Source organism: Rhizobium johnstonii 3841, from assembly GCF_000009265.1.
Classification (GTDB): Bacteria; Pseudomonadota; Alphaproteobacteria; order Rhizobiales; family Rhizobiaceae; genus Rhizobium; species Rhizobium acaciae.
Window position 1 is genome coordinate 799167 of sequence record NC_008380.1, and the last position, 13368, is coordinate 812534.

At 61.9% G+C, this 13368-nt stretch carries 10 protein-coding genes; 5 read left to right on the forward strand and 5 right to left on the reverse strand.

Annotation, left to right across the window (positions count from 1 at the left end):
• The first annotated feature begins 2 nt into the window (after positions 1-2).
• Both RL_RS03925 and RL_RS03930 read left to right on the forward strand, forming a co-directional pair.
• The gene (locus RL_RS03925; RefSeq protein WP_011650503.1) at positions 3-1091 is read left to right on the forward strand and encodes an ABC transporter ATP-binding protein; all 1089 of its coding nucleotides are present in this window, start codon (positions 3-5) and stop codon (positions 1089-1091) included.
• A 176-nt stretch (positions 1092-1267) separates the two neighbouring features.
• A complete protein-coding gene (locus RL_RS03930; protein WP_008523602.1) occupies positions 1268-1621 on the forward strand; it encodes a hypothetical protein in 354 nt (117 codons plus the stop codon).
• Between the two features lie 80 nt (positions 1622-1701).
• Here RL_RS03930 and edd read toward each other — a convergent pair whose 3' ends face one another.
• The 5 genes from edd to RL_RS03955 form a co-directional block, all read right to left on the reverse strand.
• Positions 1702-3525 (reverse strand): phosphogluconate dehydratase, encoded by a 1824-nt coding sequence (gene edd, locus RL_RS03935; protein ID WP_011650505.1) that lies wholly within the window; start codon positions 3523-3525, stop codon positions 1702-1704.
• Between the two features lie 76 nt (positions 3526-3601).
• A complete protein-coding gene (gene pgl, locus RL_RS03940) occupies positions 3602-4300 on the reverse strand; it encodes a 6-phosphogluconolactonase (RefSeq protein ID WP_011650506.1) in 699 nt (232 codons plus the stop codon).
• A 10-nt stretch (positions 4301-4310) separates the two neighbouring features.
• Positions 4311-5786: a glucose-6-phosphate dehydrogenase gene (gene zwf, locus RL_RS03945; protein ID WP_011650507.1), complete on the reverse strand. Its 1476-nt coding sequence runs from the start codon at positions 5784-5786 to the stop codon at positions 4311-4313.
• Positions 5787-5920: 134 nt separating this feature from the next.
• On the reverse strand, positions 5921-7219 hold the full coding sequence (locus RL_RS03950; RefSeq protein WP_011650508.1) for an NAD(P)/FAD-dependent oxidoreductase: 1299 nt from the start codon (positions 7217-7219) through the stop codon (positions 5921-5923).
• A gap of 10 nt (positions 7220-7229) precedes the next feature.
• Complete coding sequence (locus RL_RS03955; protein ID WP_011650509.1) at positions 7230-8666, reverse strand: glutamine synthetase family protein; 1437 nt, start codon at positions 8664-8666, stop codon at positions 7230-7232.
• 88 nt (positions 8667-8754) lie between these two features.
• Here RL_RS03955 and RL_RS03960 point away from each other — a divergent pair, with 88 nt between their 5' ends.
• From RL_RS03960 to RL_RS03965, 3 genes are all read left to right on the forward strand, one after another.
• Positions 8755-9975, forward strand: a complete 1221-nt coding sequence (locus tag RL_RS03960) for an NAD(P)/FAD-dependent oxidoreductase (RefSeq protein ID WP_041936175.1) — start codon at positions 8755-8757, stop codon at positions 9973-9975.
• A 213-nt stretch (positions 9976-10188) separates the two neighbouring features.
• Entirely contained in the window at positions 10189-10332 is a 144-nt protein-coding gene (locus RL_RS40050) for a hypothetical protein (RefSeq protein ID WP_165422406.1), read from the forward strand.
• A gap of 311 nt (positions 10333-10643) precedes the next feature.
• A complete protein-coding gene (locus RL_RS03965; protein WP_011650511.1) occupies positions 10644-13175 on the forward strand; it encodes a methyl-accepting chemotaxis protein in 2532 nt (843 codons plus the stop codon).
• The last annotated feature ends 193 nt before the right edge of the window (positions 13176-13368 follow it).

Below are 13368 nucleotides of genomic sequence, written 5' to 3' on the forward strand. Positions count from 1 at the left end.
AAATGACTGGACTGACGCTGAAGGATATCCGCAAATCCTACGGTTCCGTGGACGTTCTCCACGGTATCGACCTCGATATCAAGCAGGGCGAATTCATCGTCTTCGTCGGTCCGTCCGGCTGTGGCAAGTCCACGCTTTTGCGCATGATCGCCGGTCTCGAGGCGATCACCGGCGGTGAGATGTATATCGATGGCCATCTCGTCAATGACGTGCCGCCCTCCAAGCGCGGCATCGCCATGGTCTTCCAGTCCTATGCGCTCTACCCGCATATGACCGTGTTCGATAACATGGCTTTCGGCATGAAGATCGCCGGCGAAAGCAAGCAGGAAATCGATCGCCGCGTCAAAGCGGCGGCCGAGAGCCTGCAGCTGACCCAATATCTCGGTCGCCTGCCGAAGGCGCTTTCCGGCGGCCAGCGCCAGCGCGTGGCGATCGGACGCGCCATCTGCCGCGATCCGAAGGTCTTCCTGTTCGACGAGCCGCTGTCCAACCTCGATGCCGCGCTGCGCGTCGCGACCCGCATCGAGATCGCCCGTCTGAACGAACAGATGGCCGATACGACGATGATCTACGTCACCCACGACCAGGTCGAGGCGATGACGCTCGCCGACCGCATCGTCGTTCTCTCCGCCGGCAATATCGAGCAGGTCGGTGCGCCGCTGGACCTCTACGAGCGCCCGGCAAACCTCTTTGTTGCGAAATTCATCGGCTCGCCAGCCATGAACATCATCCCCGCGACGATATCAGGGACTGGAAGCCAGACGACGGTGACGCTGACCGGCGGCATGTCGGTGACGCTCGATGTGGCAACCGATGCATCCGAAATGGGCAAGCAGGCAAGCTTCGGCGTTCGTCCGGAGGATCTCCGGGTTGCCGATGGCGCCGACTACCTTTTCGAGGGGGAAGTGTCGATCGTCGAAGCGCTCGGCGAAGTGACGCTGCTTTATATCGAGGGCCTGGTTCCCGGCGAGCCGATCGTCGTCAAGCTGCCCGGCATCTATGATGTGAAGAAGGGCCAGAGGATGCGGTTTGCCGCCGACAGGCAGAAGTTGCATCTCTTTGACGCAACTGGTCACACCTACCGGAAATGAGGCGGCCATTTTTGGGGTGATAGTCCTAAGAATTGTGCGGGATGGGCTGAATTCTCACTTTCTGTTAAAGATCGGCTGCTACCTTTTCCTCGTCAATTTATGAGGGGGATAAGCACGTGGCCGCTTCCAATCCGTCACAGCCAAAATCTCATTTCCTGAGCAAGGAAGAATCCTTCATGTATGACCGCGAGGCGCGGTTCAAGATGGAGGACACGATGAATGCGGCGCGCATCGAATATACGGAAAAGGGCGTCATGCACGCGGCTTCGCGCCGCTGCGACATTGTCCGGATTTCGATGAGCAGCGCGACACTCGCGATCCTGACCCAGTTCAACCTGCCGAAGCAGTTCTATCTGGATATTCCGGATGCCCGCATCACCAAGGTCGGCTGCCTGCTGATGAAGGTCAACGCCAACAACACGGTCGAAGTCCGCTTCCTGCGCCTGCTGACGCAGAAGGAGCTGAACAAGATCTTCGTCTACAGCACCCATCCGGCGCACCGCGACTACGTTCTCGATATCCGCGCCTGAGGGGCCATCCGACTGAAATCAAAAACCCACGGGGTGCTGCGCGCGCCCCGTGGGTTTTTGTCTGTCTCCAGTGACCACGCTCAGTGGTGGAAGAGCACGCTCGCACCCTGGTCCGAAGGTCCGACGGCGCGGCGGAACGGTGCGAAGAGCTCGCGGCCCATCCCGAATTCATTGTCGGAAAGATCGACGACGACAGGTTCACGCTCGGCCATGTCGGCCGCATCGACGAGCACCTCGAGCGTGCCCTTGATCGCGTCGAGGCGAATGATGTCGCCCTCGCGGATGCGGGCGATCGGACCGCCGTCGACCGCTTCCGGCGTGACGTGGATCGCGGCCGGCACCTTGCCGGATGCGCCGGACATGCGCCCGTCGGTGAGCAGCGCCACGCGGAAGCCGCGGTCCTGCAGCACGCCGAGCGGTGGCGTCAGCTTGTGCAGTTCCGGCATGCCGTTCGCCTTCGGGCCCTGGAAGCGCACGACGGCGATGAAATCGCGGTTGAGCTTGCCTTCCTTGAAGGCGTCCTGCAGCGCCTGCTGGCTGTGGAAGATGATCGCCGGCGCTTCGATGATGTGACGCTCCGGCTTGACGGCGGATATCTTGATGACCGCCTTGCCGAGATTGCCGCGCAGCATCTTCAACCCGCCATTCGCCTGGAACGGCGTCTCGATGCTGGAGAGCACTTTGGGATCGACGCTTTTTTCCGGCGACGGCTCGCGCAGGACGGCGCCGTTTCCACCGAGACGGGCGTCGACCGTATACGCTGCAAGACCCTGGCCGAAGACGGTGCGCACGTCGTCATGCACCAAGCCGTGCTTCAACAGTTCCTTGATCAGGAAACCCATGCCGCCGGCCGCCTGGAAATGGTTCACGTCGGCCAGTCCGTTCGGATAGACGCGGGCAAGCAGCGGGACGATTTCCGAAAGCTCGGCGATGTCCTGCCAGGTGAGCTGGATGCCGGCTGCCCGCGCCATGGCGACGAGGTGCAGCGTATGGTTGGTCGAGCCGCCGGTCGCATGCAGGCCGACGACACCGTTGACGACCGAGCGCTCGTCGATCATCTCGCCCGCCGGCGTGAATTCGTTGCCGAGCGCGGTGATCGCCAGCGCCCGCTTGGCGGCTTCGCGCGTCAGCGCTTCGCGCAGCGGCGTGCCCGGATTGATGAAGGACGAGCCGGGCATGTGGAAGCCCATGATCTCCATCAGCATCTGGTTGGAATTGGCGGTGCCGTAGAAGGTGCAGGTGCCGGGGCCGTGATAGGATTTCGATTCCGCCTCCAGCAGTTCGGCGCGTCCGACCTTGCCTTCGGCGAAAAGCTGGCGCACACGCGACTTCTCGTCGTTCGGCAGGCCCGTGGTCATCGGACCGGCCGGAACGAAGATCGACGGCAGGTGGCCGAAGGACAGGGCTGCGATCACCAGGCCCGGCACGATCTTGTCGCAGACGCCGAGGAAGAGGGCGGCATCGAACATGTTGTGCGACAGGCCGACGCCCGCCGACATGGCGATCAGGTCGCGCGAGAAGAGCGAGAGCTCCATGCCCGGCTGTCCCTGGGTGACGCCGTCGCACATCGCCGGCACGCCGCCGGCCACCTGCGCCACGCCGCCTGCTTCGGCGGCTGCCTCGCGGATGATCGCCGGATAGGTCTCGAACGGCTGGTGGGCCGAGAGCATGTCGTTATAGGCGGTGATGATGCCGAGATTGGGGATGCGGTCGCCGGCGAGCGCATCCTTGTCGGCGGGGGAACAGACCGCGAAGCCGTGGGCAAGATTGGCGCAGCCAAGCACTGAGCGCTGCACGCCCTGCGAGGCGGCCGCGCGCAGGCGTTCCAGATAGCGCTCGCGGGTGGGTTTCGAGCGTTCGACGATGCGATGGGTGATCGCAGAAATGCGTGCGTGAGCGGACATGGAATATCCCTGCCTTGTTCGTTGTCTCTATCTGTTTCGGCGGCTCTGGCCTAAATCTCAATGGATCTAAGGCTGATCAGGGAGCCCAGTAGATCTCGACCGGGGAAGTGGCCCGGCGCAGAACGGCGCGGATCGGCATTTCTGCCTCGTCACCGCTGCCTTCCGCCTTGGCGAGAACGTCTTTTTTGCCTTCGCCCTCAATATGGAGAACCAGGAGTGCGGCATCCTGAAGACTGGAGAAGGTGAAGGTCAGGCGCGGCTCGCCTGCTCCTTCCGCTTCCATGGTGATGATGCCGCGCGGCGTCGATGCATCGATCGCCTTGGCAAGATTGCTGCCGCCGGGAAAGAACGAGGCGGTGTGTCCATCGCCACCCATGCCGAGGATGACGATATCGAAGGGTGAACTGATCGCCCTGGTCTTCTCGGTTGCAAGCCTTGCCGCCTCCTCCGCGGAGGCAGCATCCTGGTAGAGCGGCAGGAAGTGTGCCGCCTTTGCCTTGTTCTGCAGCAGATTGGCATCGACCAGCAGATGGTTCGAGCGTGGATTGTCGGCCGGCACGAAACGTTCGTCGACAAGCGTGATCGTCACCTTGTCCCATGCGATGTCGCGCGTCGAAAGCGCCTGGAAGAAGACCTTCGGCGTGGAGCCGCCGGAAACGGCGATGGACGCCGTTCCGCGGGCGGCAATCGCCGCCGAAAGTGTATCCGCGACCTTGTCGGCGAGACTGCTGGCGAGGTCTGCGGCGCTGGCGAAGGAATGCAGGGTCGATGCCATCGATTTCGTCCTAGATTTCGTCATGCCAGGTACGGCCGTCACGCTCGATCAGCGCGATGGCCTGGCTCGGACCCCAGGTGCCGGCGGTATAGCCCTGCACCTGCTGGCCGGTCGTTTCCCAACCCTTGAGGATCGGATCCACCCATTTCCATGCAGCCTCGACTTCGTCGCGGCGCATGAACAGCGTCTGGTTGGAACGGATCACGTCCATCAGCAGGCGCTCGTAGGCGTCGGGATTGCGGACGTTGAAGGCCTGGGCGAAGCTCATGTCGAGCGAGACGTTGCGCAGGCGCATGCCGCCCGGACCTGGATCCTTGATCATCAGCGACTGCTTGACGCCCTCATCCGGCTGCAGGCGGATGATCAGCTGGTTGGCGTTGATGCGCCCAGCCGCCTGGTCGAAGATGGCGTGCGGGATCGGCTTGAAGGTGATGACGATCTCGGACATGCGCCCGGTCAGCCGCTTGCCGGTGCGGATATAGAAGGGAACGCCGGCCCAGCGCCAGTTGTTGATCTCGGCCTTGATGGCAACGAAGGTCTCGGTATTCGACACGCCGCCTTCGAGCTCTTCGAGGTAGCCCTTGACCGGGCCGCTGCCCGAGGCGCCGGCGCGATACTGGCCGCGAACCGTCGCCTGCTCGACGTTGGAGGCATTGAGCGGCTTCAGCGCCCGCAGCACCTTCAGCTTCTCGTCGCGAACGGCTTCCGAATCCATCGACGAGGGCACTTCCATCGCCGTCAGGCAGAGGAGCTGCAGGATGTGGTTCTGCACCATGTCGCGCAATGCGCCCGCCGTGTCGTAATAGCCGGCGCGGCCTTCGAGGCCGACCGATTCAGCCACGGTGATCTGCACGTGGTCGATGTAGTTGGCGTTCCACAGCGGCTCGTAGAGCGCATTGGCGAAGCGCAGCGCCATCAGGTTCTGCACCGTCTCCTTGCCGAGATAATGGTCGATGCGGAAGATCTGCTCTTCCTTGAAGGCGCGGCCGATCGTGTCGTTGAGCTGCAGCGCCGAGGCGAGGTCGCGGCCGATCGGCTTCTCGACGACGATGCGGGTCGACTTGGTGATCAGCTTGTGGTCGTGGATCTTCTGCGAAATGTCGCCGAAAATGCCGGGCGCGACCGCCAGATAGAAGGCGCGCACGCGATCCTTGCCTTCGTCGAGCAGCTTCTTCAGCTGATCCCAGCCGGCATCGGTGCGGGCATCGACCGAGACGTAGTAGAGGCGGGCACAGAATTTCTGCACCTCCGCCTCGTCATATTCACCCTTCTTCAGGTGCTCGTTCAGCGCGTCCTTGGCGAATTTGCGGTATTCCTCATGGGTCAACGGGCTGCGCGAGGCGCCGATCACGCGGGTCGGTTCGCTGAACTGGCCTTCGATCTGGCGATGGTAAAGGGCGGGCAGCAACTTGCGTTCTGCAAGGTCGCCGCTGCCGCCGAAGACGACATAATCAAAGGGCTCAACGGGAATGATTTGGCTGCTCATGAGCTTGTCTCTCAATCAGGCTGGTTGACGGCTCTTTTAATCTAATCGATTTAAAAAAGCCAGTGTGCAGTGCAATGAATCTCTCAGGCACCGGTTTTAGAGCGAATTTCCGGAAGAGGAAATCCGCAATCGGACTAAAACTTGTCGCGAAGCGCAAACCACGACAAGGCGAGGAAAAGCAACGGCGCCCGCATGCGCGCACCACCGGGAAAGGCTGGAATATCAAGCGATGTGAAGAGGTCGAGATCGCGAGATTTTCCAAGCACCGTTTCCGCGTAGAGCTTGCCACAGTAGTTTGACAGCATGACGCCGTGGCCGGAATAACCGCCGATCGAGATGACGCCGGGCATCACCTCGCGCACGAAGGGCTGGCGCGGCAGGGTGATGCCGACGCTGCCGCCCCAGGAATGGGTGATCTCGATGTCCTTCAGCTCTGGATAGATCTCGGCGATCTGCCGGCGGATGTGCTGCGAAATGTCCCGCGGATTGTCCGAGGTATAGGCCTCGCGTCCGCCGAACAGCAGGCGGCCGTCGCCGAATTTGCGGAAGTAGCGCACGACGAAGCGCGAATCGGCCACGGCCTCGCCCCCGGGCAGCACATCGGGATGCCCGTCGAGCGGCGCCGTGGCGCCGATGAAGGAGCGGATCGGCATGACATGGCTCGCCGTCACCGGCTCGAGGTCGCCGATATGGCCGTTGCAGGCGATCAGCGCGCGCTCAGCGGTGATCGTTCCCCTTTCGGTTTCGATCGTCACCTTGCCGCCGCTTTGGCGGATCGCCGTCGCCTTGGTCATCTCGAAGATTTCAGCACCGGCATTGGCAGCGACCCGCGCCAGCCCCACCAGCAGCTTCAGCGGATGGATGTGGCCGGTGCCGACATCGCGCACGCCGCAATGGAAACGCTTCGAGCCGAGCCTCTCTTGCGTTTCCTCCTCGTCCATGAAGCTGAGATGCGGATAGCCATAGCGTAAGGCGGCGATTTCGGCATTTTCGTAATAGTCGCGCTTGTAGCTCGCTTTGTGTGCGACATTGAGCTGGCCGGGCACATAGTCGATCTCGATCTGATGCTCGCGGGCGAAATCGATGAGATGGCGCTTGGCCGCTTCGGCAAGATCGAACAGTGCCTTCGAGCGTTCGTAGCCGATCTTCTCCTCGAGTTCTTCCGGCCACCATCGCTGGCCGGTGCCGAGCTGGCCCCCATTGCGCCCGGACGCCCCGTCGCCGAAGCGGCAGGCCTCGATCAGGACCACCGAGACGCCAGACTTGGCAAGATTGTAGGCGGCCTGCAGGCCGGTATAACCGCCGCCGACAATCGCCACGTCGCATGTTCTCGAGCCGTCGAGAGCGGGGTAGGCGGGCCGCTCCCCGACGGTTGCCTGATACCAGGACAGCCCCGGCGCGATCGGGCTCTGCCACGTCTCCTGCGATGTCATGATGCTTCCCTCACACGTTGAGCAGAAGGAATTCCCGCTCCCAGGGGCTGATCACCTGCATGAAGGTCTCGAACTCGCCGCGCTTGACGCCGGCATAAAGGCCGATGAACTGCTTGCCGAATATCTCCTCGAAGGCGGGTTCGTCCTCGAGCAGCGCCACGGCTTCCAGCAGGCCGCGCGGCAGATCGATCGAACCCTCATTGGCCGAATCCTCGGTCGGCGCCGTCGGCTCGATCTGCTTTATGATGCCGAGCAGGCCGGAGGCGAGCGAAGCGGCGAGCGCGAGATAGGGATTGGCATCCGAGCTCGGCAGCCGGTTTTCCACGCGCCGCGCCTGCGGATCGGAGACCGGGACACGGAAGGCCGTCGTCCGGTTGTCGTAACCCCAGGCATTGTTGACCGGGCAGGACATATCGGGCTGCAGGCGCCGGTAGGAATTCACATAGGGCGCCAGCATCGCCATCGCGCTCGGCACGAATTTCTGCATGCCGCCGATGAAATGGAAGAATTCCTTCGAAGCCGAGCCATCGGCATTGGAGAAGATGTTCTTGCCGGTCTCGATATCGACCACCGACTGGTGGATATGCATCGCCGAACCCGGTTGGCCCTGCATCGGCTTTGCCATGAAGGTCGCGTAGATGTCGTGTTTCAGCGCCGCCTCGCGGATCGTCCGCTTGAACAGGAACACCTGGTCGGCAAGCTCGATCGGATTGCCGTGGCGCAGGTTGATCTCGAGCTGCGCCGGTCCCTCTTCATGGATCAGCGTATCGATCTCCAACCCCTGCTTTTCCGAGAAATGATAGACGTCGTCGATCAGCTCGTCGAACTCGTTGATGCCGGCGATCGAATAGCCCTGGCCGCCGAGGATCGAGCGGCCGGACCGGCCTTTCGGCGGGTGGAGCGGATAGTCTGGATCGTCGTTCTTGGCGACGAGGTAGAATTCGATCTCGGGCGCCACGATCGGTTTCCAGCCGCGCTCATGATAGAGGCTCATGATCCGCTTCAACACGTTGCGCGGCGTATAGGGCACTTCCCCGCCGTCCGAATCGACGATATCGCAGATTACCTGCGCCGTCGGGTCGGTCTCCCAGGGCACGACGGAAAGCGTCGAAAGGTCGGGCATCAGCTTCAGGTCGCTGTCGCGCGGCTCATAGCGGAAGCTCTCCGTCTCGTCGGGATATTCGCCCGAAATCGTGTGCCGGTAGATTGCCGAAGGCAGCGCCAGCGAGGTGTTGGAGGTGAATTTCGAGCTCGGCATCATCTTGCCGCGCGCAACGCCGGCAAGGTCCGGCGTGATGCATTCGATGTCTTCGATGCCCCTGTGCCTCAGCCACCGCGCTGCTTCCTTCCAGTTCGCAACGCCGCGCAGGGATCCGGGCTCCGGGGGAGTTTTTTTCGAGGCGGGTACGTTTCTGGCAGGCTTCAGCGTCGTCTTTTTTGGGGACATGACACACCGGTTTGTATTGATCGTGGCGCCATCATAACCAGACTTTGCCAATTGGCGAGGGGTGGCAAACGTTGACTTTCGCCCTTTGATGGAAAAAGAAGACGCGGGTTTGATCGGGGAAACGGGTTTGCAGCGCAAAAGCGACGTTATCGTCATCGGCGCCGGAGCGGCGGGCATGATGGCCGCCATCCGTGCCGGAAAACGCGGCCGCTCGGTCGTCATTCTCGACCATGCCAGGGCGCCTGGCGATAAGATCCGCATATCAGGCGGCGGCCGCTGCAATTTCACCAATATCCATGCCGGGCCGAAGAATTTTCTCTCCGCCAACCCGCATTTCTGCAAGTCGGCGCTTGCCCGTTTCACGCCCGCCGATTTCATCGCCATGGTCGACCGCCACGGCATTGCCTGGCACGAGAAAACGCTCGGCCAGCTCTTCTGCGACGATAGCGCCAAAGACATCATCCGCATGCTGCTGGCGGAGATGCGTATGGCCGGTGCAGTGCTGCATCTTGGCACCGAAATATCAGGCGTCGAAAAGACCGAAGCCGGCTTCCGGGTATCGACGAGCGAAGGTCACTGTGAAGCATCGTCGCTGATCGTCGCCGCCGGCGGCAAGTCGATCCCGAAGATGGGTGCCACCGGCTTTGCCTATCGCCTCGCCGAACAGTTCGGCTTGGCCGTGCTCGAAACCCGACCCGCCCTCGTGCCGCTGACGCTCGATCCCGGCCTGCTGGAAAGCATCGCGCCGCTCGCCGGCATTGCCGCCCCGGCCGAAATCCGTCACGGCAGGACCGCCTTCCGCGAAGCGCTGCTTTTTACCCATCGCGGGCTGAGCGGCCCCGCTGTCCTGCAGATCTCTTCCTATTGGCGCGAGGGCGACGAGGTCGTGGTCTCGATCGAACCGGATATCGACATTGCCGCCCATCTGAAGACGGCAAAACAGCTCAATGGCCGTCAGTCGCCGCAGACCGCACTTGGCGATATCCTGCCGAAGCGGCTGGCACAATTTCTCGTCGAGCGCGAAAAGATCTCCGGCAACATGGCCGATCTGCCGGACAAGGCGCTGTTGCGTCTTGCCGCCGGCGTCCAGAACTGGGCAGTCAAACCGTCCGGCTCGGAAGGTTACCGCACCGCCGAAGTGACGCTTGGAGGCATCGATACGGCAGCGCTCGATTCCCGTAGCATGGAAGCAAAAGCCGTGCCCGGCCTTTATTTCATCGGCGAGTGCGTCGACGTCACCGGCTGGCTCGGCGGCTATAATTTTCAGTGGGCCTGGGCTTCCGGTTTTGCCGCCGGCGAATGCGTCTAAAGCTCGTTGTTTTGATGCATGTCGTGGGGCCAAAACCGCTGCACATTTTTTGACATGCCTTGGAAATATCTGGAGATACCGATTCAAGACTTCTTAATAGAGGTGCGCCATCCTGTCTCAATTGGCGGTTTGTAAGGTCGTTCCTAAATTAAGCTTTACCGGCAAGCCGATTTGTTGGATTGTTGTTGTGTTAGAGAGAAGTGAGGTTTCGCCATGAACAGAAACGCACGACGCGCCCGCGCCATCGCAATTGCCGAGGCAAAGCCGAACGCCCGGATGGTCGCCCTGCGCTATCTGATGCTTGCAGCCGGCGCCACCGCCGCCAGCCTCGCGCTGTTGCTCTCGCACGTCATCTGATCCTGTCCGCAGATCTGGAACGAACGTTGCGACATGCTCATTGTCGCACCGCGGTGTTGCGGCCCATAATTTGCAACTATTTCACTGCCTTGGCTTAACCCGCCATAACCGCTTATCCGAAAATTAATATCTAATCTGACACAATTGCTCGCGAATATTTGGGCATCTCCAAGTTGTTTGGACGTGAACTGGCAATGACTGCCGCCTGGCCTCCGGGTCCCCCAATGTAATTAAGAATAGCTCGATGTGCACCCGGCTGGCGCCATGTGGCTGCCTGCGGGAGGAGTGGTGTATGAAAGGCCCGGAACGCCATGTTGATTGACAAGATTCTTTCCCGCTTCAGGATCAAGACCAAGGTTCTGATCTTCGTTCTGCCTTTCGTCGTCACCATTTCGGCGGTGGGCCTGACCGGCCTCTACGCTTCGGGACTTCTGCAGGGCCGCATGGAAATATCCAACAGCGTGCTGCAGTCGCTGAGCGGCTTCAAAGATCTCTATGGCTCGATGGACGATTTCCTGCGCGTCACCAGCCCTGAGGCGCGCGACAAACTGATCGCGGATCTGAAGACCCAGCAAGGCGTGCTCGACCAGACGCTGAGCCAGGTCGGTGACGAGGCCGCCGGTCGCGACAGCCTTGCGGAAGCATCGCGTCGCACCAAGGAAATTTCGGGCGTCGTCGACAAGCTGTGGGCCCTGCACGAGCAGGAACGGGCATTGCATGAGCAGATCGACGCCGCCCAGAAGAGCGTGATCAGCACCCGTTTCACCGTGTCCTACCAGGCCGAGCAGTTGCAGAGCACCGTCCAGAGCGACGAGAGCGCCGCCACCAGCACCCTTCGCACGGCCGACCGCCTGCTGAAGGGCGGCGATTTCCTCGGCACCGTTGCCAGCGGTTTCAGCAAGCCGCAGACACCGCAGGACAAGATCGCCTTCATCAACGAACAGATGCCGGAGATCATCAAATCGCAGCGTCTGATTGCCATCTCGGTTCCAAGCAATCAGAAGAACGTCATCGACGCGCTGGCTGCGACCATCGACGGCATCAAGGCGATCGTCCAGACGCCCAATCCGACCGACGAGACCGCCACCGAACTCGGCCGTCTCATTTCGCGCTTCCGCCAGACCTCGACCTATACGCAGCTGACCGCAACGCAGAAGATGCGTGACGCGACCCAGGAATTCGCCGCGCTCGACGGCCGGATTGCTCAGGCCAACTCGGTCCTGCAGGATACCAGGCGTCTCGAAAATTCCGTCTATTCGCTTCAGATCGTTCTTTCCGACTTTCTCGCCGACTCCAGCAAGGAAAATCTCGTGCGCCTGCAGCAGCAGGCCGGCACGCTCGGCAAGGACATGCAGGTGCTGGTCACCAGCGCCAAGGGCATGGGCTTTGCCGAAGGCATATCCGGCGCGATCCAGCCGGCGCTCGACGTCATTTCCGGCGGCGGCTCGAAGATCGTCGACACGATCGGCGAGCGCGTCGCCGCCTATGCCGCGGCCCGCCAGGAGCTCGACCAGATCTGGAAAAAGCTGACCGACTTCGCCGAGCTGCAGAAGCAGACGGCCGGCACCGAGCGCACCCAGGCAAACAGCATCTCCGTCATGACCACGGGTCTCGGCATCCTGCTGTCTATCCTCGGCGGCATTGCCCTGGTGTTGACGCTGCAGCGCCCGATCAGCCATATCACCGGCGCCATGCGCCGCATCGCCGAAGGGGCCCTGGATACCAGCATCTCCGGCGAGCAGCGCCACGATGAAATCGGCGACATGGCCCGCGCGCTCGGCATCTTCAAGGAAAATGCCATCTCGAAGATCCGCATCGAGGAGCAGAGCGACGAGGAACGCGCCGCCGCCGAACACGAACGCCAGCGCAACGATGCCGAAAAGCGCGAGATGGATCGTCAGATCGAATTCGCGGTCAATGCGCTTGCCGCCGGCCTCGAACGCATGTCGCAGGGCGATATCTCGACGACGATCGAAACGCCCTTCATCGGCCGTCTCGAACAGCTGCGCCAGGATTTCAACGGTTCGATGATGCGCCTGCAGGCGACGATGAGCCAGATCCGCGACAATGTCGAACTGATCCAGGGCAACGGCAACCAGATGGCCCAGTCGGCCGAGGACCTCTCCAAGCGTACCGAACAGCAGGCTGCCTCGCTCGAAGAGACCGCTGCCGCCGTCGACCAGATCACCGTCACGGTCCGCTCGTCGGCCGAACGTGCCAAGGATGCCGACCAGATCGTCCGCCAGGCCAAGCGCAGCGCCGACGATTCCGCCGTCGTCGTCAGCAATGCGATCGACGCGATGAGCCGCATCGAAGGTGCCTCGCGCCAGATCGAGCAGATCATCGGCGTTATCGACGAGATCGCCTTCCAGACCAACCTCCTGGCGCTCAACGCCGGCATCGAGGCGGCGCGCGCCGGTGAAGCCGGCAAGGGCTTCGCGGTGGTCGCGATGGAAGTTCGCGAACTGGCCCAGCGCTCCGCCGCCGCGGCGCAGGAGATCAAGGGGCTGATCAACAAGTCGACCAACGAGGTCAATTCCGGCTCGCAATTCGTGCAGGAGACCGGCACGGTACTCGCCAAGATCAGCGCCCAGATCGTCACGATCAGCCAGCATGTAGAGATGATCGCCCGCGCCAGCCACGACCAGTCCACCGCGCTGCAGAGCGTCAACGCGACGGTCAACCAGATGGACCAGATGACGCAGCAGAACGCCGCCATGGTGGAGGAGACGACTGCCGCCAGCCGCGAACTGGCCGACGAGGCCGGTTCGCTGCGCAGGCTCATTCAGCAGTTCAAGATCGACGGCGAAGCCACCGGTGCGCCGGTCTATCGCGCCGCCTGATCATCGACCGACCTGTCTTTATTCGAACGGCCCCGGGCTTTCCAGGGCCGTTTCTATTTATTTCCGCAGAAATCGCGATCGGTCGGATTGCGAGCGGCCGCGCGGTGATCACGCAGAGATGATCCGTCCGAAAGCGACACCGATGAATACCTCCGACAACCCTGTTTTACGGAGAATCTTCTTTAACGCTTTT